The 22,021-nt window shown below is 59.7% G+C and carries 15 protein-coding genes; 2 read left to right on the top strand and 13 right to left on the bottom strand.

Going from position 1 to position 22,021, the window contains the following annotated elements:
- Window positions 1-36: 36 nt before the first annotated feature.
- From QP363_RS04285 to QP363_RS04270, 4 genes are read right to left on the bottom strand one after another with little or no spacing between them, the layout of a single operon-like run.
- Window positions 37-1,410: an NAD-dependent succinate-semialdehyde dehydrogenase gene (locus QP363_RS04285; RefSeq protein ID WP_284762926.1), complete on the bottom strand. Its 1,374-nt coding sequence runs from the start codon at window positions 1,408-1,410 to the stop codon at window positions 37-39.
- A gap of 8 nt (window positions 1,411-1,418) precedes the next feature.
- Window positions 1,419-2,939 (bottom strand): APC family permease, encoded by a 1,521-nt coding sequence (locus tag QP363_RS04280; RefSeq protein ID WP_284762924.1) that lies wholly within the window; start codon window positions 2,937-2,939, stop codon window positions 1,419-1,421.
- A complete protein-coding gene (locus QP363_RS04275) occupies window positions 2,936-3,826 on the bottom strand; it encodes a universal stress protein (RefSeq protein ID WP_070644257.1) in 891 nt (296 codons plus the stop codon). The genes QP363_RS04280 and QP363_RS04275 overlap by 4 nt, the downstream gene beginning before the upstream one ends.
- A 13-nt stretch (window positions 3,827-3,839) precedes the next feature.
- Window positions 3,840-5,348 (bottom strand): NAD(P)/FAD-dependent oxidoreductase, encoded by a 1,509-nt coding sequence (locus QP363_RS04270; RefSeq protein WP_070644254.1) that lies wholly within the window; start codon window positions 5,346-5,348, stop codon window positions 3,840-3,842.
- Between the two features lie 144 nt (window positions 5,349-5,492).
- Here QP363_RS04270 and QP363_RS04265 point away from each other — a divergent pair, with 144 nt between their 5' ends.
- Window positions 5,493-6,167 (top strand): TetR/AcrR family transcriptional regulator, encoded by a 675-nt coding sequence (locus QP363_RS04265; RefSeq protein ID WP_284762922.1) that lies wholly within the window; start codon window positions 5,493-5,495, stop codon window positions 6,165-6,167.
- Between the two features lie 112 nt (window positions 6,168-6,279).
- Here the strand turns inward: QP363_RS04265 and QP363_RS04260 are convergent, their stop codons facing one another.
- The 5 genes from QP363_RS04260 to QP363_RS04240 all read right to left on the bottom strand — a co-directional run bounded on the left by QP363_RS04260 (window position 6,280) and on the right by QP363_RS04240 (window position 15,011).
- The gene (locus tag QP363_RS04260; protein WP_070644248.1) at window positions 6,280-7,806 is read right to left on the bottom strand and encodes a hypothetical protein; all 1,527 of its coding nucleotides are present in this window, start codon (window positions 7,804-7,806) and stop codon (window positions 6,280-6,282) included.
- A gap of 104 nt (window positions 7,807-7,910) precedes the next feature.
- Entirely contained in the window at window positions 7,911-9,029 is a 1,119-nt protein-coding gene (locus QP363_RS04255) for an alcohol dehydrogenase catalytic domain-containing protein (protein WP_070446252.1), read from the bottom strand.
- 118 nt (window positions 9,030-9,147) lie between these two features.
- Complete coding sequence (locus QP363_RS04250) at window positions 9,148-10,866, bottom strand: GAF domain-containing protein (protein WP_284762918.1); 1,719 nt, start codon at window positions 10,864-10,866, stop codon at window positions 9,148-9,150.
- A gap of 34 nt (window positions 10,867-10,900) precedes the next feature.
- Window positions 10,901-12,916: a hydantoinase B/oxoprolinase family protein gene (locus QP363_RS04245; RefSeq protein WP_070644210.1), complete on the bottom strand. Its 2,016-nt coding sequence runs from the start codon at window positions 12,914-12,916 to the stop codon at window positions 10,901-10,903.
- A gap of 37 nt (window positions 12,917-12,953) precedes the next feature.
- Window positions 12,954-15,011, bottom strand: a complete 2,058-nt coding sequence (locus QP363_RS04240) for a hydantoinase/oxoprolinase family protein (protein WP_010189244.1) — start codon at window positions 15,009-15,011, stop codon at window positions 12,954-12,956.
- 191 nt (window positions 15,012-15,202) lie between these two features.
- Here QP363_RS04240 and QP363_RS04235 point away from each other — a divergent pair, with 191 nt between their 5' ends.
- Window positions 15,203-16,669 carry a helix-turn-helix domain-containing protein gene (locus QP363_RS04235; protein WP_284762914.1) on the top strand — a complete coding sequence of 489 codons (1,467 nt, stop codon included), beginning with the start codon at window positions 15,203-15,205 and terminating at the stop codon, window positions 16,667-16,669.
- A gap of 64 nt (window positions 16,670-16,733) precedes the next feature.
- Here QP363_RS04235 and QP363_RS04230 read toward each other — a convergent pair whose 3' ends face one another.
- The 4 genes from QP363_RS04230 to gabT form a co-directional block, all read right to left on the bottom strand.
- Entirely contained in the window at window positions 16,734-18,044 is a 1,311-nt protein-coding gene (locus QP363_RS04230) for a membrane protein (protein ID WP_010189242.1), read from the bottom strand.
- A gap of 98 nt (window positions 18,045-18,142) precedes the next feature.
- On the bottom strand, window positions 18,143-19,123 hold the full coding sequence (locus tag QP363_RS04225; protein WP_010189241.1) for an alpha/beta hydrolase: 981 nt from the start codon (window positions 19,121-19,123) through the stop codon (window positions 18,143-18,145).
- A 13-nt stretch (window positions 19,124-19,136) separates the two neighbouring features.
- The gene (locus QP363_RS04220; RefSeq protein WP_070446241.1) at window positions 19,137-20,585 is read right to left on the bottom strand and encodes an NAD(P)/FAD-dependent oxidoreductase; all 1,449 of its coding nucleotides are present in this window, start codon (window positions 20,583-20,585) and stop codon (window positions 19,137-19,139) included.
- A 36-nt stretch (window positions 20,586-20,621) separates the two neighbouring features.
- Entirely contained in the window at window positions 20,622-21,947 is a 1,326-nt protein-coding gene (gabT, locus tag QP363_RS04215; RefSeq protein WP_284762908.1) for a 4-aminobutyrate--2-oxoglutarate transaminase, read from the bottom strand.
- Window positions 21,948-22,021: the final 74 nt, after the last annotated feature.

Here is a 22,021-nt window from a genome sequence, read left to right as displayed (position 1 = left end):
AACCTCTCCTCCAAGTGGTTTCGGGCTTAACTATTTCTAGTTGGCGATGAAGTACATCTGCTTATTGATGAATTCTTCGATACCGAGTGAGCCAAGTTCGCGGCCGAAACCTGAACGTTTGACACCACCAAACGGCAGTTCAGGGCCTTCACCAGTCGGGGTGTTGACATTGCTCATTCCAGAATCGATGCGTTCAGCAATAGCTTGGGCTCGCTTGGAGTCTTGAGAGAACACCGCTGCTCCGAGTCCGAAAACATTGTCATTCGCTATCTCGAGTGCTTCTTCATCGGTCTTAAACTTGTAGACAGTGGCTACAGGACCAAAGAACTCCTCGTAGTAGGAATCGCTGCCACGGGGAATATCTGTGATTACTGCTGGGGAGATGTAGGCTCCTTCATCAGAAAGCTCTCCGCCAACCAACAATTGACCGCCGGCTGAAACAGCGCGGTCGAGCTGGTCTTTGAGATTCTCTGCGGCGCTACGGGAAGAAAGCGGAGCATACACAGTTCCGCCGGCAGCATCTGGCAGCCCCGGCTCCATGTGCTGCGCAAGATTGACTAGTTCTTGAACAAACTCGTCATAAATGTCTTCTGCGACAATGAGCCGCTTGTTTGAATTGCAGGCTTGGCCAGTGTTGTACATGCGTGTTCCCCAAGCGAGCTCAGCTGCAGCTTTGACATTGTCCGTGTCGAGGATGATGTACGGGTCTGAACCACCAAGCTCGAGTACGGCTTTCTTGAGGTGCTCGCCAGCTTGAGCGCCAACGATAGCCCCAGCACGTTCGGAACCGGTAAGGGAAACTCCCTGAACGCGGGGGTCGGCGATAAAGGTGGAGATTTGCTCGTGGGTTGCAAAGACGTTGGTATAAACCCCTGTGGGAACGCCAGCATCGAGAAAGATCTTTTCGATCGCCAGAGCAGAACGCGGGCAAATCTCCGCGTGTTTAAGGATAATGGTGTTTCCAGCGACAAGGTTGGGACCTGCAAATCGCGCTACCTGGTAGTACGGGAAGTTCCACGGCATGATGCCGAGCAGCGGTCCAAAGGGGCGGCGGCGAATATACGCTTTACCGTCAGCCTCCGTGGGGATTTCCTGATCCGCGAGGAACTTTTCCGCGTTATCCGCGTAGTACTGGATAATGGCAGATGAAAACTCGGCTTCTTCGACGCCTTCAGGCAGAGGCTTGCCCATCTCTTCAGCAATGATGGCGGCGAGCTCATCCTTGCGTTCTTCGAACAGTGAGGCTGCCTTGGCTACAATCTCTGCTCGCTTTGCGACGGGAGTCGCAGACCACTCTGTGAAAGCCGCAGACGAAGCTTCGAGGATTGGCTCGATGGCAGCATTATCTAGCGCATCGAAGGTTTCAACGATTTCGTTGTTGGCTGGGTTCTGGACACGGTACTGAGACATTTTTCCTCCTAGGAAAAGGTTGGGGTGTTATCTGAACTGGAATCACTACGGCTAATCACTGAGCCGGTGAAGAAATCGGGATTGCGTAAACGGGTAATCATCATGAGGATCAGGCCAAGCACTAGGATGCTGGCCCCTAAGATGAATACGATTCCGACGCCTCCGAGGGAAGAACCAGAGCCAAAGCTCGGGTCCATGGAGTCATAGGCGGTGATGAAAAACATGATGAGCAAGAAGCCACCGCCCAGCAGCGGGAATAGGAACTTGAAGAAGAGGTTTCGCACTGAAGTGAAGAGCTCTTTTCGGAAATACCACAGACAGGCTACTGCCGTGATCCCGTAATAGAAGCAAATCATGAGACCAAGAGCAGCAATTGTGTCCCACAGTGCATTCTCCGAGAGCACCCTTGTAACGGCGTAGAACGTACCCGAAACGGCGGTTGCGATAATCGTTGCGACGGTTGGAGTCTGAAACCTTGGACTGATTCGCGCCAATTGTGGGGGAAGAGCTTTGTAGTAGCTCATTGCAAGAATCGTACGGGCGGGACTAACAAGCGTGGACTGCAGGGAAGCAAACGAACTAGCTAGAACCGAGATATAAATGAGGATGGCGAACGGGCCCATAATCGGGTAGGAAAGCACCGCAAAAATGGATTCCTGATTATCGGGGTTACCAGCGCCTAGTCCATTTTCACCGATTCCTGCCCACGCCATGACAGCCACCGCTGTAAGAACATACAAGATGATTGTGATGATGATTACGACGGTAGCCGCTCGTCCAGGAGTCTTTTCTGGGTTCTTGGTTTCTTCATTCATGGTTAGGGTGACATCCCAGCCCCAGAACATGAAGATGGATAGCGAGATGCCGGCTGCGACCACCGAGAAATCCTTCATCTCGAATGGGTTGAACCAACTGAATTGAATGGGAGTGAAGTCAAAGCCATCTCCGTTGTATGCCCGCCATAAAGCTGCAATGTCGAAGGAGAGAATCGCGATGATTTGAATTGCGACGAGGATGTACTGCATCTTCTGCGTTGTATCCATACCCCGATATGCAACCCAAGCTGCAGCAATCAAGAACACAAGGGTTGTTGGAATATTCACCCAGAGGTTCCGCGTGAGTTCAGCAAGCTCGGGCCTACCTGCAAGCTGTGCGATGAGCAGGTAAAAGAAGTCGACGGCTACGGCGGCCAGATTAGACAGGACCAGAATCGTAGCGGCGATAAGGCCCCAGCCACCCATCCATCCGACCCAGGGACCGAAAGCTTTTGTTGCCCATGTGAAGGTGGTACCGGAATCAGGAGCACGGTTGTTAAGCTCGCGGTAGGCAAAAGCAACAAGCAGCATTGGAATAAAGCCCAGAATGAGGACGGCTGGAATGAAGACACCCACCGCCGAAATAGCAGGTCCAATTCCCGAAGTGAGGGTATATGTTGGTGCTAAGCAGCTGATGCCAATGACAACTGCGCCGAGCAAACCAACTTTACCGACTGCCAGACCTTTGTCTGAAACTGTTGGTTGTTCACTCATGAGCGTTCACCTCCTTTCAGCGTCATGTAGCCCGAAGGGACAACAATTGTTGGAACCGGTACATGCTTGAGGATTCGATTTGCGGTAGCGCCCAAGAAGAGCCGACCTTCACTGGCAATACGTGCTGAACCAAGCACAGCTACTTCGCCTTCTTTCCAGCTAAGGTTTTGTAGCGCTGACTGGACACTTGCTCCCGATGTGGTGATGCGCGACGCCCGGCCTTTGGAAACCGCGTCTTGGATCGCCTCGGAAAGCTGCTGCTCGAAAGTGACCCCGGAATCTTCTCCGGAAATCTTCAAAGTAATGATGCGCAACGGGACTTCTCGACGGAATGCGCGGTCGAGCCCGATAGCAGCGACATCTGATCGTCCTTGTCGCGGGCCGACAAGCGCAGAAACGCCCGTTATCGGTCCGGGATATGAATAGCCTTGGGGAGCTAGCGCGACTGGGACTTGCGCTGTGTAAAGCAAAGAGCTGGCTACTGTACCGATGCGGAATCGGTTCAAGAGTCCGCCTGAGCGTGCTCCGACGATAATAAGATCGCACTCAAGTTCTTGCGCAGCGTCATTCAAGGCGAGCGCGGGATCGGTTCCCTCCACAACGTGCCACGTCGCAGAGATATCAGAAGGAAGACTCTCTAGTGCGGCGGTGAGACGCTGTTGAGTTTGCTTTCGCACGATTGCGTTGTAGCCAGGGTCCTGAGTCTGCACGCCAAACCCTTGGGGGGTAATTGGCGAAACGACAGAGACTAGTTTTAGGGTGACTTGGCGCTCGCGTGCGAGAGCGATTCCCAAGTTGAGTGCATCGTGGCCATCACTGGTATCGATATAGGCGACGAGCAAGGAGCCGCTAGTTTTGCGGCGTGGAAAATCGGTGAGTGGATTCATTGACAGTCACCGCTTATCCCTGCCCAATGATCTGCTGCGCAACGGTTTCGCCGATACGTACCGCGCCGTCGACGTGCTGGTAACCTGCACCAGCGATGTCAGAGGAAGAGTAATAGATCGGCCCGGTTGGTTGGTTTTGGAGATGGCCCCACCGCGATAATCCACCCAAATCGTAAGATGTTGCGTAAGCTCCGCGAGTCCATTCTTCAGCCGCCATATCGGAGAGGAAGAATGCGATGGGATTCTTTACCTTGTCACCAAGGTAAATGGACATTGCATCGAGGATTCGCTCCTTGCGTTCTTCAGCGGTGAGCGCCCACATTTCCTCGGCGTAAACATCGGAGACGAAGCCGACTAATGTGCCGAAGGTATCTTCCTTTCCTTCCTCCCCGCCTGCGAAGTTCTTTCCGTAATTTGTGTTGTCATAGATTTCGGCAACAAGTCGATCTCCGCCGAATGCAGTACCGGATAATCCGTCTTCGCGCCAGAAGGGGGTTTCATAGACAGCATGAACTTTAATCACTAAGCCCATGGAAATGTGCTGGTGGGCAACATGCTGCTCGCGTGGTAGCGGTGGCACATAGGAAATGCGATTGTAGAGGTTGGGCGGAACCGCAAGGATTGCGTATTGAGCATGGACAGTTGCTCGGTCTGAGTAGGCGGTTACGGTGCCGGGGCCGCCGTTGTTGGTTACACCGTTGCGGACATCCGCTTCAACATTATTTGGGGCGTCTGCCGTCGAGGGATCTGGCGTAGCCCACTCGAGAGTACGTACAGGTGAGCTCAAGATGACGTCGTCACCGAGCTCCTCAGCCATCGCTATGGAGACGGACTGCATGCCGCCAACGACGCGCTTGTCAAGCAAGAAGTTTTCATCAACAAGGTTGTCGAATGAGCCGGCCGATGAAGCCATGAGGGCTGCTTGGAGCACGGAAAAAGTCCGAGAAGGCTTGGTGAGCATCCCTGAGGAAATGTAGAGGGAGATGTTGTCGATTGCCTCGGAATCGTCGGAAAGGCTCTCTAGCCAGTCGCGGAACGATAGGCTGTCTAATTCCTTTGCGCGTGGGTGCTCCCAAGGGGAATCCGCGTCGACTTCCTCGGCTAGCTGATTAAGCTTACTAATCAGCCGATCCATTTCTGCAGCAGTTTCCTTTGAGGTCGGGAACGTATCTCCTTCGAACTCGTGTCGCGTGCCATCCGGGGAAACATAAACCGACTTTCCTTCGCGGTAGCGGTCGAAGGTTTCGAGACCAAGCTCTTCTACGAGCTCTGTCAGTCGTGTTTGATCGGGCGAGATCCACTGACCGCCGATTTCGATGAAATGCTCGGTGCCTTGGGCATCAAGCACCTTGCCGCTCCATGTTCGGCCGCCGACACGATTGCGCGCTTCGAGAACGCAGACTGACTTACCTGCCTTCTTTAGGGTGCGGGCAGCCATAAGACCCGAAGCGCCGGCGCCGACGATTACAACATCAACTGTGCGCTCTTCGGCGCTGGTATTACCATTTGGTTGCGTGACCATTGGAGTTTTTCTCCTTCGCGTGCAGTAGGTATGCGGGGGAGGGAACCTTCGTATGAACGACGGTGCTCCAGCGTTAAATTAAACCCTTTAATTTAACGCTGTGACTACAGTAACAAAGTTGCGGAGAGAATTGTAGGGATCACAGTGGAAAAAGTTTCGCGCCCCAAAGGGCGTCCGGTTAAAGCACTGGTAAACCGGCCGAAAATTGCCTCAGCCGCATTGCACATTGTTGAGCGCAAAGGGCTTGAGGCTCTATCTATGTCAGCGGTGGCGAGATCTATGAAAGTGAGCACCGCAGCGCTCTACAATCACATTTCAAATAAGGAAGAGTTATTGGCGTTGGTGCAGGATGACATCATTGCCAAAGTTGATATCTCAGTGCTCCAAGGTGCGCTCGCAGGCGAGATTTCGGCAGTGGATGCGCTTCGACAATGGGCATGGTCTTATCGTGACATTCTGGCTGCCAACATCCCTCTAATTCGCGTGATTACCCAGCTTCCTCTTTATGGATCGCCACAAACGATTGCGATGTATGAAGCACTAGTTCAAGTGATTTCACTTGCTGGTGTACCTGAACGGGATGTTATTACGAGATTGGTTGCAATTGAGGCATTGGTTTTTGGCTCTGCCTATGACGTACATGCCCCCTTGAATATTTTTGCTTCACCGGGGCCCGAGGATAGTGCTTTAAATAAGATGAATTCGATTTACTTGGCGCAGTTTAGAGAACAATCATCTAACGAAAAAGAACAAGCTAGACTTCGTGCGGACAGGTCCTTTGAGGCGGGGCTGGAAGCGCTTATACAAACGCTCCTATAGACGCCATGGCATCTTGATCAATGCAATCGTGCCAACGATCGCGTAGCCCTCCCCGGTGTGTCGTATGACCGGGGAGGGCAAAAATAGGTACTCGAAACTGCCTAGCTAAGTTCTACCTGGGCTTTTTAAGGTCCGTGTCTTTCGGCTTCGGGGCGTTCGGATCGATCGGGCGGCCATCAGCATCCAGATCATTGAGCTCTGCCAGTTCGGTGAAGTCGGCCTGCGCGTCGGCGAAGCCTTCCTCCGGATCAATTTCATCGAAGTTGCGGATGGTGCCGTCGCGCTCGTCCTTGAACATGTCCTTGCCGTAGACGACGAGCACCATGATGATGCCGGCAGCGAAGCCCCAGGCGGCTCCCTGGGTAGCGAGAACGCCGGCGGTGACACCTGCGATGCCAAGATCCTTTTGGTTCTTGGATTCCATGATGCCCACGCGCACGGACACGAAGCCCTGGATGATGAGAGTCAGCGCCAGACCCACCGGCAGGATGGGCTCAACGAAGGAGGTGATCGGCAGCAGCAGAAGACCCACGTTGGTACCCCAACGGAAGGAGCCCGCACCGCCGAAGATGGTGCGCATGGCGCGCTTGCCCTGCTTGTAGCGCTCGACGATGACCACGTGCATTGCCGCCCACAGCGGGCCACACATGGCGACGTCCGGTCCGATAATGGACATCAGCATGTTGCGGCCACCAAAAAGCAGGTGTGCGCGCGACGGGCTGTAGACTACGGCTTCGTCCGTGCGGACGTGGTCGGCTTCTTTGAGCACTGCGTTGGCCTGCAGGACGTCACCGAAGACGACGATGTAGGCGGCCAGCACCGTTGGTATGGCGGTGAGGAACATGTGCGCCGGCGGCAAACCAACACCGAAGACGGTGTACTCAGACCACAGAGTGATGAAGTCCGGCTTGGAGAAACCCCACTCCACGTCCGGCCAGGGGGCCTCGCCCGCCAGCGGCGCGACAAAGACCGCGACGAAGATAGCGGGCAGGATGCCTAGCGAAGCCAGGAAGCGCCAGCCGGCGGCTTTCTGTCGCAGGGCTTGGAAGCCACGGGAGTACATGAGGAAGAAGGCCACGGCCACCGCGATGGTGATGGTAATGGGGAAGGAGTGGAAACGTCCGCCTTCCTGGAACACCGAGATGATGGCAGCGATACCAGCGCCAAGGACGATGCCGGAGCGCAAGCCAGAGGGGATGAGGCGGACGACCTTCGATGCCCATCCCGTTATGCCTAGCGTTAAGGAGAATATGCCCAGCATGAGCTGGAAGCTGATCAGCGCCCAGATGCGCTGCTCACCCTCCGGGAAGGTCTGGATGTAGACCGTCAACAGTGGAATGGCCGGGGTAATCCAGCCGGGGACAACTGGGTCGCCCAGGATGTGGTGGGTGAGGTAGAGAAGGCCATTGAGCATGACGACGGCCAGCGCCGCTTCGTAGGGCATGCCGAGGGCCTCGGTCATCAGGGGGATAGCGCCCAGGTCGACCACGCACATAAACAGGCCTTGGGCGAAGTCCGGCCATTCCATGCGGTAGTGCACGAAGGGGAGGCGGACATCGAAAGGCCCCATCTTCCAGTGGGGCGAAGCTTGACCGATGCCCTGGTCTTCAGGTTCGGTGGCTTCGGTGGTTTCGGCCATGACGGCCTCCTTTCAAAGAAAAGGGACCAAGCCCAGCGGGCGTGAAGCGCGCGGGGCTTGGTGAGGAAAGGTGAGAGATTTGTTGAGGTTTAGCCGAGCTCTGTTTAGTCGAACTCGATGATCTGGCGCAGGGCTGCACCGTCGGAGAGGCGGTCCATGGCGGTGTTGATGTCCTCGAGCTTGATGTGATCAGAGATGAGGGCCTCTGCGTTGAGCTTGCCCTCACGCCATAGCTGTTCGTACTTCGGGATATCCTTCGACGGAACGGAGGAACCCAGGTAGCAGCCGTGCACGCGGCGTGCTTCACCGGTCATTACGAGCGGGTCGATGGTGATGGTGGAGCCCGGTGCCGGCAGGCCAACGGTGACGGTCAGGCCGCCCGGTGCGGTGACCTTGTAAGCGGTCTCCAGTGCCTTCGGGTGGCCGGCAGCCTCCACGACGGCGGTGAACTTCTTGCCGGACTCTTCGGCTTCCTGTGGGGTCATGGCGGAGGTGGCGCCGATTTCGAGGGCCTTTTCGCACTTGTCCTTCTGCATGTCGATGCCCACGATCTCCTTCACGCCGAGTGCAGCGGCGGTAATGATCGCGGCCATGCCCACTCCACCGAGGCCAACGACAGCGATGCTGTCCTCCGGCTTCGGATCAATCTCGTTGAGGACGGCGCCGCCACCGGTGAGGATGGCGCAGCCGAGGATAGCGGCGATGTCCGCCGGGACATCGGAGCCCACCGGTACGACGGAGAGCTCGGAGACCACGGCGTGGGTGGCGAAGCCGGAGACACCGAGGTGGTGCTGAACCGTCTCACCGTTGCGGGTGAGGTGGCGGGTGCCGCGGATGAGGGTGCCCTCGTTGTTGGTCTTGGAGCCAACCTCACACGGCATCTTGCCGTCGGTCTTGCAGCCGGCACACTCGCCGCAGCGCGGGAGGAAGGTCATGACCACGTGGTCGCCAACCTTGACGTTGGTAACACCCGGGCCGATTTCCTCGACGATGCCGGCGGACTCGTGGCCTAGCAGCATCGGCAGCGGACGGGGGCGGTTGTTGTTGACCACGGAGAGGTCGGAGTGGCAGAGGCCAGCGGCGGTGATCTTGACCAGAATCTCGCCCTCGCCGGGAGCGGAGAGCTCGAGCTCGCTCACGGTGATGGGCTGAGAGTCGGCGTAGGGGCGCTCATCGCCGGAGCGCTCCAGAACGGCGCCGCGAATGGTAATCGTGTCAGACATTGATACCTCCAGACATCGGATGGGGTTAATGCCTCGCAATGTACGCCACGTCACGTCGGAGAGGGCGAGAACGGCATGGGAAAAACTACACCCAATATATGCCCGGATGGAGAATTCTCTACCTGCTGAGCGCGTGAGCGCGCAGCGCTACGAAGACATCGAGCCCGCGCTGGCCCACGGCCCACTCATCTCCCATGAGCTCAGCGATCCGGTCGAGTCGCTGGCGCACCGTATTGGGGTGGATAAACATGGCGCGAGCTGTTTGCGGGATGCTGTGGCCGGAGAGCAAGTAGTGGTGCGCGGTATCGGTCAGCTCCGTGGAATGCTCTGCGTCATAACGCACCAACGGGCCGATCGTGCGCGTGGACAGCGCGCTCAACGCCTGCGGGTCCGCGCCCAAGATGAGGCCGACGGTGCCCAAGGTATCTTCGGTGACTAAGCGGCCTTGTACGCCGAGCGCTAAAGCTGACTCCAAGTAGGCCATAGCGGAATCGTGGGCGCTGCGTGCCGAATCCAGCCCGTCGAAGCCGATGGCAGAGACCGTCAACTCAGGGAATTCAGACAGCAGCGGGGCCAGTGCCTTATCAATTGCTCGATCCGGCTGGTACAGCACGCACACGTGCTGGTCGTGGTGTGTGATAGCGGCATTTCCCGGCAGAAGGTGCTCTAGTTGCGGGCGAGTTGGCAAACTCTTTGCCGAGTGTAAGCCGACGAAATAGAGCTGTACCGAAGAATTCAGGCTGATTCCCGTTAGGTGGCGCAGACGAACGATCTCCTCGCGCCCAGCATTACCCAGAGCGACGGCGTAGACGAGGTCATCGACTTTGCGCGCGGTGGCGTCGACAAGCGCTTCGGCAAAAAGAGCAATCGCAGTAAAGGCAGCGGAGGCGTGGCTGATGACGCGCAGTTCGGCATCGCTGAGCTCTTTGTCCACGCCAATCGTGCCTAAGGCCCGCCCGTTGAACTCCACGGGGAAGGTACTGGTTGGGGGAGTGTTCGGGGCACCTTCCGTGGTCCATAGGGACACCGGTGCATCGAGGCTATCAGCCAACACGCGTTCGAGTTCCTCAAAACTCGCGTTATTCATCAGCACGTGGAGCAGCTGCGTGTTGACCTCATTGAGCCACTGCAGTTCTTCGACATGGCGGCTGAGCGCAATCTGGGAGCGGGTCAATTCGGCCACGGATTCGCCTTGGCTCTCGATGACTTGCGCATTCTCCAGCGCCACGGAGGTAATAGAGCCAAGCACCTCGAGGGCCGCGATTTCTTCGTGCGTGTAGTGGCGGGGGTGGCGGTCGCCCACGAGCAGCGCGCCGATGGTGCGCCCGGCGATGCGGATCGGGGCGCCGAGGATTCCGCGGATTCCTTCGGCTTCTACCGCGCGGTCCACGTAATCCACGTGCGTAACGTTGGGATCTGCGGAATGGTCATAGGTCCACGCTGGGCGGTTGGTGGCGGCCACGATGCCGAGGACTCCGGAGCCCATCGGCATGTTGATGGTGCGGAATTCCTCCGTGACGACACCACTGGTGGCCAGCACCTTGGTAAAGCCGGTGTCCTCATCGTTGAGGCTGAGATAGCCCACGTCGGTGCCGATGGTGGAGCGCGCGTGGCGCACGATGGCCTGGAAGATATCAGTCGATTCGCGGCCGGAGTTGAGCATGTGGGAGACGTCGAGCAGTTTGGTCGACATCACCCGCCATGTGTGGTTGGCGCGCATGGTCTCTTCGATGGCCCGAAGCGCGCCAAGCTCCTCGGCCGCCAGTTGCTCGCGCAGCTCGTCGGGGACACGGGTGCCGCTGGCGAGATGGGAGAGTACGGGGCCGAGGAGAGACATGCTCCCTAGTTTAGGGGGCTGGTCGGGGCGCCACCTACTTCCAGTGGGAAGAGGAACGCTTGGTCATCTGCTCGCGGTACTGCTGAGTGGTGGTGGGCAGGAGCTCACCGGTGGCCCAGTCCAGGATGACGCCGTAGTGGCGGACCAGGTCGAGCTGGTCCAGCTCGCCCGCGTTGTAGCGCTCTGCCACGGATTCCGGGTCCTCCGCCAGCTTGTCCAGGCGGGAGGAGCGAAGTTCCTCACGTAGCTTCGTGGTTTCCTCCTCATCGAGCTCGTACTCATCGATCTCGGGGTCGATGGCGTGGATGACAACGCCGTAGTCTTTGGCAGCACGGCCCACGGACACGTAACCGTCGATGACGTCCTCCAACACGGCCTGCGGGTCACGCTCCAGGGCATCGCCGAATCCGCCACCACCGGCAGAGGGGCGTTCGAAGGTATCGCCCGGGCCGACTGGCACGTTGGAGAAGAGTGCGCCGAGGTACTTCTCATCCGGGGTGCCGCGGTTGAGCCACACGCCCTGCGGGATAGACGGCAGACCACCCTCGATACCCCAGGTGACTGAACGGGAGCGGTCACAGCAGTAGCTCATCACGGTCTGGTTCGCGTCCGTGAGCACGCCGCCCTTGGATACGCCGACGCCGCCGCGGAACTTGCCGGGGCCGGCCGAGTCGGTGACCAGCGCGTGGTGGCTGGTGATCACAGGGGAGAGGCGCTCCTGGCCTTCCACCGGCTGGACCGCCAGGCCCGGACCGAAGACCGGTGCGGTAGCAGAAGAACCATCGCGGTCGACGCGACCGCCCCAGCCGCCGGCCATCCAGTCGTACCACATGAAGAACTCGCCCTTATCCTGCGGTTTCTTCGCATCACGCGTATCCCAACCGCCGATGAGCAGGTATTCCAGGTTGAAGGCGCAAGCCATGGCGCGCTCCTGCATGAGCTGGGACCACAGCTCGAAGACGGCGTTCATGATCTTCTCGAAAGGGCCGGAACAGAAGCCGGTCACCGCGTGCGGCATTCCGGCGTTGACCACGGTTCCCTCTGGGCCGAGGTCGATGTCCATGGCGCGGTAAAGACCGGAGTTCAGTGGAACGTCGGGGAAGAAAGTCTTCGTACCGGCGACGATTCCAGAGAACGCGGAGCCATAGCCGGCGTTGAGGAAGCTGGCGACCGCCGGTGCGGAACCATCCAGTGAGTAAGAGAGGCGCCCGCCCTTGATGCGCATTGTCACCTTGATGGGAACCAAGCCTTCTTCCTTAGCGGGGTCGAGGTCGATGTAGTCGGTGGTGGACCACTCGCCGTCCTCCAAGTCGGCGACGCGGGCGCTGACGATGTCTTCCACGTAGTCCTGGACCTCACGCAGCGCGGTCCGCACGATGTCGACCGAGTACTTGTCCACGAGACGGTGGATTTCGCGCTCACAGACTGCGGTCGCCTCAGCCTGAGCCTTGAGGTCACCCATGACGATCTCTGGGCTGCGGGTGTTGCCCGCTAGGAGCTTGGCCACGTCTTTGAGGAACACGCCCTTGGACCACACGCGCACCGGAGTGATGCGCAGGCCCTCGGTGTAGTAGTTAGTGGCGGACACATCGAAGGAGCCCGGGACGGAGCCACCGGCATCAGCCCAGTGGCCCTTGTTCTGCGCGAAGGCCAGCAGGGTGCCCTCGTAGAAGATGGGGCGCAGGAAGGACACGTCGTTCATGTGCGTGCCGCCCTGATAAGGGTCATTGATGGCGAAAACATCGCCTTCGTGGATGTCATCGCCGAATTCCTCGAGCACGGCCTGGCACTGGAAGTGCAGCGTACCGACGTGGACGGCGATGTCCTGGTCACCCTGCATGACGGTGTTGCCTTCGGCGTCGCAGAGCGCGGAGGAGAAGTCGCGCGAATAAATAACGAAGGAATAGCAGGTGCGAAGAATCTGCTCGGACATGAGGTTGACCGAGGTGGCAAAGGCGTTCTTGAGCACCTCGAAGGTAACCGGGTCGAGCGTACGGCGGCTGGAAGAAGACGGCGACGGCTTCTGTGGCTGTGTCTGAGTAGTAGTCATGTCGATTCCTTTCAAAGGAGAGTCTTAGGCGAGCGTCTTAGGCGTTGGTCGCCTTGCCGATGTGGATGCGGATGTTGGACCACTCATCAATTTCTGCGCGGTCACCAGGCGGAATGACGGTGGTGGCGTCGAATTGATCGATGATGGCGGGACCGTTGAGCTTTGCGCCGGCCTTCAGATCCGGGCGGTGGTAAATCGGGACATCGGCCCAGCCGCCGTGCGCGGAGAAGTACACAGGGCGGGTGGTCTCCGGGAGCTCTGCCTCGTGCTCTTCGACGTCATAGTGCTTGAAGGGCGGGTTCTCCAGCTCACCGATAGCGATGAGGCCAATCTGGTAGAACTCTACGGCACCTTCGCGGTCAGCGAAGGAGTACTCGCGCTCGTGCTCGTCGTGGAACATGGCGACGGCATCATCGAGCGGGTTATCGGACTCGGGGATTTCCACGGTGAGGGAGCGCCACTGGCCGCGGTAGCGCATGGAGGCAGTCAGCTTGAACTTCATGCGCTCCTCTGGCACGTGCTCCTTGTGGAGGCGCTCGCGGGCTTCGGAAATGAGTGCCTGGAATTCCTTGCGCAGGTCTGCGGTGTCCACCTCATCCACAGGGGCTTGGTACATCTTGGTGATGTCGTGACGGATATCCACGAGCAGGCAGCCCTGTGCGGAGGTAACGCCCGGGTGCGGCGGGACGACGACGGTGGGGATGGAGAGGTCGCGGGCCACCTCGGCACCGTGCAGTGCGCCGGCGCCGCCGCCGACGACGAGGACGAAGTCACGCGGGTCGTAGCCGCGGCGGATGGACAGCAGACGAACGGCGTCGGCCATGTTGGCGTTGGCCACCTGGACGATGTTTTCCGCGGCGGTCTCGGTATCGAGGCCCAGAGGATCGGCGACGGTCTTGTTGACGGCCTCACGCGCGGCATCCGGGTTGAGCTTCAGCGCGCCGCCGATGAGCTCAGTGCCGAGGCGGCCGAGGGTGACATTGGCATCGGTATTCGTGGCTTCGGTGCCGCCGCGCTCGTAACAGACCGGCCCCGGATCCGCACCGGCCGACTGCGGACCATTGCGCAGGGATCCTGCCTCATCGATCCAGGCCTCCGAACCGCCACCGGCACCGATGGTGCCCACCTCAATGGACGGGAAGCAGATGGGGAAGCCGTACTCGACCTGCCACTGCTTGGTAATGCGAATATCACCTTCGTAGACCAAGGCGATGTCGGTGGAGGTACCACCCATCTCCAGGCCGATGGCGTTGGAGTAGCCGCAGCGCGTAGCGATGTCCTGCACCGCGATGGCGCCGGCGGCGATACCGGAGGCGGCCAGGCGGACCGGGTAGCGGGAGACCATCTCCGGGGTCATGGAACCGCCGCCGGAGTGGAGGAGTAGCAGGTCACCGTCGTAGCCGCCTTCCTCCAGCTGGCGGGATAGGCGGTTGACGTAGCCGGAGACGAGCGGGGCTAGGACCGCATTGGCGACGGTCGTGGAGAAGCGGTCGTGCTCGAAGATCTCTGGGAGGATTTCGGAGGAGGTGGAGATAGCGGCGTCGGGAAGCTCCTCGCGCAGGATCTCCGCCATGCGTTCCTCGTGGGAGGCGTTGGCGTGGGAGTTGATGAAGCAGATCGCCACGGTCTCAATCTTCTTGCGGCGCAGGATGCCGGCGATGCGGCGTGCCTCTGCCTCATCGAGCGGGGTGACCTCTGCGCCGTCGAAGTCGATGCGCTCTTCGACCTCGTAGCGGTCGCGGCGGCGGATATAGGGCTCCGGAACGTCGTGGTAGGCATCCCAGAGCTCATCCTTGGTGCCGTCACGGATCTCCAACACATCGCGGAAGCCCTTCGTGGTGATGAGCGCTGCCGGCGGGAAGCGGCGCTGGATCAACGCATTCGTGGCCACTGTGGTGCCGTGGGAGAACACCTCGACCTGGTTGAGCTGGACGTCGGCCGACTTGAGGCCGTTCATCACCGCCTTCATCGGGTCATCCGGGGTGGAGGGAACCTTGGCTACCGACAACTCGTGGGTCTCGGTGTTAACAATCGCGACGTCGGTGAACGTTCCGCCGACGTCAACGGATACGCGAAAAGGCTTGGTCTCCGTCATGGTGTGGACCTCTCTTTCAAAAGATGGTGAATTCGGTTGAGAGGAATCTTGATATGGCATGAGGAGGGGAGCAATGGAGAAACAGTGAATCAAGATGGAAAACGGTGGAGGAAACTCCAAAAAGCCAGGTTGCAGGGCGCTAGAATTACCTGATTAAAAGTAAGATAGGACACTATTTTTTGGAGGATTAAGTGGCGTCACAAGATGATCCGGTGCTGCGGATCGCCGATCTCGTCGTGATGGAGCCGCGGCTGCGCCGCTTGAGCAAGACGCTCGAGGATGAGAATTTTGTGGGGCTGTGCGCCGAGGGCGATGGGGACGTGGCGGGCTGGCTAGTCCTTCCCCAGCCGGAGGGAAGCCCACGCGCCATCCAGCGTCGGCTGGTCGACGCCGCCGGGGTCATCTTCCTCGACTCCGAGTTCGATGAGCAGGAAGTCCTGGACTCGGTAGAGGGAACCGGCGCCCTCCTGTACGGCACCGATGGGATCACGCGCCAAGATATCCGGCGCGCGGTGGATGAGCTTTTGCGGCGCCAACCCAACCTGGCGTCCTGGCGCAAGCTCAGCACCATCGGGCAATTAAGCCCCGGGTTGGTTAACCCGGCGCCGGAGTCCGAGATCCTCGCGCGATTTGCCAGGTTTAGTGGAGATTCCTTGCTGTTGTTGACCGTTGATGGTCGGGTTATTGCCGCCGCCGGCGAACTGCCTGCGCGGAGTATTGCACGTTCCCTGTCGGTGGTGGTCAACCACAGCACCACGAGCATGCACGTGGGGCGTTGGAAGGTCTTTGCCCGGTGGCTTGACATTGCTGGTGAGAGCCCCTCCTTCGACCATGGCTACTGGCTGATCCGGGGGCGGCAGACCAGTCAGGATGCAGACTTCGATGACCCCGCTTTCGCAGCGCTGGAGGAACTGCTCACCGCTTCCCTCATGGCGCAGAGAAACATCCTGCGCAACCACGTTGCCGAATCGAGCGCGTTGATGGTGGCGTTGTGCGATGAGAATTCGAATAGGGAAGAAGTGGCCACCACGTTGCGCAGGCGGGGCTTTTCGGAACACGCGAAAATGCGCCTCATCGTTTCCGATTCCATCAAGGATTCCTATCGCAGTGATGTGCGCGACAAAGCTTTCGCCGTGGCCCAAGATGCGGGCGTGCCACTGGTGCTGGGATATGTGGCTGGCCGTACCTGCGTGCTGACGACGCAATCGGGTACTGAGACCAAGATTGCGGATGTGCTCTTCGGCTCAGTGGGGCTTTCCGACGGCTTCGATACCGTCGAGGAAGGCCCGCAGGCGTGGCTGCAGGCATTGCTTGCCGCGGTGGTGGTGGAACGGAAACATTCCCTGCATCTACAGAGCATGGAGTTTTCTCAGTGCAGTGCCATTGAGAAGGCAGCGGCCTACCTGGGGCAGCGCGGCCTCGAAGATGCAGTGCGGCAGCTCGACCGCGCCATCGGCTCCATTAAAGATGGGGAAGAAATCTTCCATGCTTATGAGGCCGAAGGGTTTTCCGTCGCCCGCGCGGCCAAGGTCGTGGGTGTACATGCCAATACGGTCCGGCACCGGTTGGAGGCACTGGCGGAACGCATCCGCTTCTCCGATGCAGACCTGGTCCTGTGGGCGCTGTGGAAAGCGCTGCGCCCCCGTATGCAGCGCTAGGCGGCTGGATGCGGGGGCACGGAGAAGGTGTGAGGGCAGAGAGTGAGAGGGGGAGGGGAGAGAACTACACCTTCTTCTTGCTGCGTGGGATGGGCTTGCCGGTAATGAGCGCGTGGAGCTTGCCATCGCCAATCTGCATGTCCTCCGGGAGATCCGCGGAATCAACCTCCGTCATGATTTCCTTGATGAAGTCAGACTCCGGGATGGAGGAGTTGCGAGCAATGGCCACGAGTTCACGCATCTCCTCATCGGAGAGGTGGTTGTCATTCTCAAAGCGCTTCTTGAGGAGCTCGCGTGCGCGGCGGCGCAGGTCCGCTTCGGACTGCAGCTCCCCGCGGTTCTTCAGCCAGGCGAAGCCGATGATGAACATGATGGCGATGCCCATGTAGCCCAGAATCGGGTAAACCCAGCCGATGAGGTTGGAGAAGCCAATGAAGGAGAGGACAAAGCCGATGAGCACGGAGATGACATAGACCTTGTAGAAGTGCTGCGGCTTGCCGCGGGTGAGGCGCTTGGCAAAGGCATAGAACATGCCGATGGAGGTGTTATAAATCATGCCGTAAATAGCAACGGACATGGCGACACCAAGCCACGGGTGAATCTGCTCAATCATGGCCAGCGTTGGCATCTCAGCCTCGGTGATCGGGCCCACGGAGACGTAGAGGCCACCGACGAGGACCGCCAGCAGGAACAGGAAGCACAGGCCGCCGAGGATGCCGCCGTAGCCTACTTCCTTAGCATCGAGGAAGTTACCGCCAATAACGATCATCATGGAGACCACGACGATGACGTTAAGACCCAGGTTATTGATAGAGGAGACCCACCAGTTCGGCAGCGTGGTGGGAATGGTCTGTGCCTGATCGTTGAGGTGCGACCAATCGGGGTTGGACGTGAGCACGGTATAGACCGTGCCGATGGTGAGCAGGACGATGATGAACGGGGTGATAGCGCCGATGGCGATGGTTACCTTGTCCACGTCGAGCAGGCCAGTCAGCAGCGTGAGCACGAGCATGAGGACCGCGCCGATCCACACCGGCCAGCCCCACTGCTGGTTGAGGTTGGCACCGGCACCGGCGAACATGGCGAAGCCGATGCAAAAGAGACAGGTCAGCGTGGCGAAGTCGAGGACCTTCGACACGATGGGGGTGGACACCGCGTTGAAGACGGAGGTGTGCTCCTTGGCACGGTGATAAGAACCTAGTTGGAGAATAGTGATACCGGAGATGGTCATGGCCAGTGCAGCAACGATGGCACCGACGATGCCCATGTTGCCGAAGGCAACGAAGTATTGAAGGGCCTCGCGGCCGGAAGCGAAGGAGGCACCCGCGAGTACGCCGATGAAGGCCATCGCGATGCCGAATGAGCGTTTAAGCATGGTGAACCTAACTTTAGGTGGACAGAAATAGCTACTTATGCAAACGGGGCAGGCTGCCTTTGAAGGTGCCTGCCCCGTGCGTGATGGAGCGGAAGCTTCTAGTTCGCTGCCGCCTTGATGAACTCGGCGACGACTGCGAGCTCTTCCTCGCCGCGGTCAATGACACCGGCGGAGGTGAACAGCCCGTGGTGGTAGCCCAGAAGGTGCTTGTGCGTGACGTCGACGCCCGCCTTCGCCAGCTTGCCGGCGTACTCGATGCCCTCGTCCGCGAGCGGATCGTTATCCACCGTGATCACGAGTGACGGGGGCAGGCCCTCCGGTAGCTCTTCTAGCAACAGCGGGGAGAGATCCGTTGCCGTGCGCTGTGCCTCCTCCGTGACGAAGGTATCGATGAACCAGCGCATGGTGTCCGATGCCAGCGGGAAGCCCTCCTCCAAGCGCTTGTAGGAGGCACCGTTCTCGGTTCGCTCGCGGGAGCAATCCGTGATGGGGTAGAGCAGGATCTGGGAGCTGAGCTTGGCGACGTCTTCTTCGCCCACGAACTCGTTCGCCAGGGTAGCGGCGAGCTGGCCGCCGGCCGAGTCACCCGCTACCGCGATGGAGGTCACGGTCAGGCCGTGCTCGGCCTCAGGGTTGGACAACCAGCGGTAGGCAGCGCGGCAATCGTCGATAGCCGCCGGGTAGGTGTGCTCCGGGGCAAGGCGATAGTCCACCGCAACGACCGGGAGACCGGTCAGCACCGCGATACGGCGTACCGAGGAGTGGTGGGTCTCCAGGTTGCCCATGAGCCAGCCGCCGCCGTGCATGTAGAGCACCGCTGGGGTCTCCTGGCCGCGCTCCGCCTCCGGGCGGGGGTCGTAGAGGCGAACTTGGAACTGGTCAACCTGGAAATCCGTGGTCGCGGGTTCCTTCTCCTCGTGGAGCGGGTTGGCGTGGGCCGAGGCTACGTAGTTCTCACGCACCTGCGGGATGGGGAAGTTATGGAAGGACTTCGCCCCACCATCGCGGAAAGGTTTCAGCGCCTTCCACGCATCCTCAGCGACGGGACGCCCGGAAAAATCGTCGTGCAGAGTGTGCATTGTGAACTACCTCCTAGACCAGCTCGTAGTCGTTGAGCTCGAGCTTGTCGGTCAGCTCGTAGTACTCAGCGACGTTGCCGGACCAGTTGTTGATGACGCGGCCTTCTTCGTTCTTGTACCAGGAGGAGCAGTCAGCGGAGAACGCAGATGCCTCGAGCTCCTTCTGGATCTTGGTGTTGAACTCGTCGATGACGTTCTTCTTCACGTCGAGGGCTGCCTCTGGGTTCTCGCGCAGGTAAGCAACGGCCTGGGAGATGTAGCGGTCCTGTGCCTCGAGCATGGCCACCACGGAGTGGTGGTTGAGGTTGGTGTTCGGGCCATAGAGCATGAAGAAGTTCGGGAAGCCGTCCACGGTCATGCCCAGGTAAGCCTCCGGGGAGTTACCCCAGCGCTCGCGCAGGTCGACGCCATCGCGGCCAGCAATCGGCAAATCACCCTGGAACTCCTGGGAGTGGAAGCCGGTGGCGTAGATGACCACGTCAAAGTCGTGCTCTGCTCCGTCATCGGTGCGGATGCCGGTCTCGGTGAACTTCTCGATGCCAGCGGTGATGAGCTCTACGTTGTCACGGTTGAAGGTGGGGTAGAAGTCATCGGAGCGCAGAATACGCTTGCAGCCGAAGGCGAAGGTCGGGGTGAGCTTCTCCACCAGCTCCGGGTCGTTGACCTGGGAGCGCAGGTGCTCCATGGCCTGCTCGACACCCTCGGCAGCGGAATCGGTGCCCTTACGGGTGCGGTCGAAGCCCTCCTCGCGGACCTCGTGGATCTCCTGGCGGATAGCGCGGTAGGAATCCGGGTTCTCCTGGAACTCCTTAAGTTCCTCATCGGTGAAGATGACCTGGTTGCGCGGCAGGATGTAGTTAGCGGAGCGCTGGAACACGGAGAGCTTCTCCGCCACCTTTGCTACCTCCGGAACCAGCTGAACTGCAGAAGCAGCGTTGCCGATGACGGCGACCTTCTTGCCGGCCAGGTCAACGTCGTGGTTCCACTCGGCGGAGTGGAACTGCACGCCCTGGAATGCCTCGCGGTTCGGGAAGTTCGGAACCTTCGGCTTGGAGAGCTGGCCCCACGCACCGACGAAGACGCGGCCGTAGTAGGTCTCACCGTTGGCCTCGATCTCCCATGCCTTGAGGTCTTCCTTCCACTCGGCGTTGGTGATGCGGTGGTTGAACTTGATGTGGTCGTAGAGGTTGAATTCCTCAGCAAGAGCCTTGAGGTAGCCCTGCATCTCGTCCTGACCGGCGAACATGCGGGAGACGCCAAGGTTGAGGAAATAGGAGTAGCAGTAGATCAGAGCCTGGGTATCGCAGGCAGCACCTGGGTAGGTGTTGTCGCGCCACACGCCGCCGACCTCATCGGCAGCCTCGAGGATGAGGAAGTCTTTCTGCTCGTCGCGGACCAGCTGGGCGCCCATGCCCAGTCCGCCGTAGCCGGTGCCGAGGATGATGCAATCGTAGATCTTCATAGTGGTGTGTCTCCTTTTAGACGGTGGTGGTGTGGATTAGTTTGCGCGGATGGCTTCGGCCAGGACCTGGAGGCCGTCGCGCAGGGTGGACTCATTGATGACCAGCGGGGGCAGGAGGCGGATGACGTTGCCGTCGAGGCCGCAGGTGAGGATGAGCACGCCCTGCTCGCGGCAGGTCTTGGCTACCTTGGCGGTGAGGTCAGCGTTCGGCTGGTTGTTGTCGTCTACCAGCTCGATGGCGATCATGGCGCCGCGGCCGCGGACCTCGGCGACGGTGGTGAGTTCGAGCAGCGGCTCCAGCTCCTCGCGGGTGATGGCCTCGATCTCGCGGGCGCGGGAAGCCAGATCCAGCTCCTCCATCTCCTCGAAAGCTGCCAGGGAAGCAGCACAGGCCACCGGGTTACCGGCGTAGGTGCCACCCAGGGAGCCCGGGTCCGGGGCATCCATGATCTCGGCGCGGCCGGTCACAGCGGACAGCGGCATGCCGCCGCCCACGCCCTTGGCGGTGGTGATGAGGTCCGGGATGATGCCCTCATCGTCGCAGGCGAACCAGGATCCGGTGCGGCAGATACCGGCCTGAATTTCATCGGCGATGAAGACAACGCCGTTGTCGGTGCACCATTCCTGCAGTGCCGGGAGGAAGCCCTTGGCAGGCTCGACGAAGCCACCCTCGCCCTGCACCGGCTCGATGATGACGGCAGCCAGTTCTTCGGTGCCGACGTACTGCTCGATATAGCGCAGGGTGCGCGCTGCAGCCTGCTTGCCGTCGAGGCCGTCGCGCAGTGGGTAGGACATCGGCGCGCGGTAGATATCAGCGGCCAGGGTGCCAAAGCCTTGCTTGTAGGGCTTGTTCTTGGCGGTCATGGTCATGGTGAGGTTGGTGCGGCCGTGGAAGGCGCCGTCGAAGACCACAACGCGGTTCTTGCCGGTGTAGCGGCGAGCGATCTTGATGGCGTTCTCCACTGCCTCAGCACCGGTGGAGAAGAGGCAGGTCTTCTTCTCGTGGGTGCCCGGGGTCAGCCCATTGAGCTTCTTGCAGACATCAACGAAGCCCTGGTACGGAGCATTGAGGAAGCAGGTGTGGGTGAGGTGGCTGGCGGCCTCGGCCACGGCCTTGGCAACGCGCTGGTTGGAGGCGCCGACGGAGGTCACGGCGATGCCGGATGCGAAGTCGACGATGGTGTTGCCGTCGACGTCGACAAGCACGCCACCGTCACCGTCGGTGATGTAGGAGGGGTAGCCCGGGATGACGCCAGCAGCGACGTCTGCTTCACGGGCGGCATTCAGCTCCTGGCTGCGGGGGCCAGGGATTGCGGTGGAGACATTCCGCTCCTGGGGGAGGCGGTGCTTGAGATCCTGCATGCTGTCTGCTCCTTAATACTCGGAATTTTTTATGACGTGGGTCATTCTTATGGCTAAACTTCAGAAGGGCCATA

This window comes from Corynebacterium sp. UMB6689 (genome assembly GCF_030215295.1).
GTDB classification, from domain to species: Bacteria; Actinomycetota; Actinomycetes; order Mycobacteriales; family Mycobacteriaceae; genus Corynebacterium; species Corynebacterium aurimucosum.
This window is presented reverse-complemented; position numbering and strand designations above follow the sequence as displayed.

What these genes read in the sequence shown, in the direction of transcription:
- QP363_RS04240 (WP_010189244.1), bottom strand. Translation starts at nt 15,011, where the DNA reads ATGACGGAGACCAAGCCTTTTCGCGTATCCGTTGACGTCGGCGGAACG.
- QP363_RS04230 (WP_010189242.1), bottom strand. Translation starts at nt 18,044, where the DNA reads ATGCTTAAACGCTCATTCGGCATCGCGATGGCCTTCATCGGCGTACTC.
- gabT (WP_284762908.1), bottom strand. Translation starts at nt 21,947, where the DNA reads ATGCAGGATCTCAAGCACCGCCTCCCCCAGGAGCGGAATGTCTCCACC.
- QP363_RS04220 (WP_070446241.1), bottom strand. Translation starts at nt 20,585, where the DNA reads ATGAAGATCTACGATTGCATCATCCTCGGCACCGGCTACGGCGGACTG.
- QP363_RS04225 (WP_010189241.1), bottom strand. Translation starts at nt 19,123, where the DNA reads ATGCACACTCTGCACGACGATTTTTCCGGGCGTCCCGTCGCTGAGGAT.
- QP363_RS04260 (WP_070644248.1), bottom strand. Translation starts at nt 7,806, where the DNA reads ATGGCCGAAACCACCGAAGCCACCGAACCTGAAGACCAGGGCATCGGT.
- QP363_RS04275 (WP_070644257.1), bottom strand. Translation starts at nt 3,826, where the DNA reads ATGAATCCACTCACCGATTTTCCACGCCGCAAAACTAGCGGCTCCTTG.
- QP363_RS04245 (WP_070644210.1), bottom strand. Translation starts at nt 12,916, where the DNA reads ATGACTACTACTCAGACACAGCCACAGAAGCCGTCGCCGTCTTCTTCC.
- QP363_RS04255 (WP_070446252.1), bottom strand. Translation starts at nt 9,029, where the DNA reads ATGTCTGACACGATTACCATTCGCGGCGCCGTTCTGGAGCGCTCCGGC.
- QP363_RS04270 (WP_070644254.1), bottom strand. Translation starts at nt 5,348, where the DNA reads ATGGTCACGCAACCAAATGGTAATACCAGCGCCGAAGAGCGCACAGTT.
- QP363_RS04285 (WP_284762926.1), bottom strand. Translation starts at nt 1,410, where the DNA reads ATGTCTCAGTACCGTGTCCAGAACCCAGCCAACAACGAAATCGTTGAA.
- QP363_RS04250 (WP_284762918.1), bottom strand. Translation starts at nt 10,866, where the DNA reads ATGTCTCTCCTCGGCCCCGTACTCTCCCATCTCGCCAGCGGCACCCGT.
- QP363_RS04280 (WP_284762924.1), bottom strand. Translation starts at nt 2,939, where the DNA reads ATGAGTGAACAACCAACAGTTTCAGACAAAGGTCTGGCAGTCGGTAAA.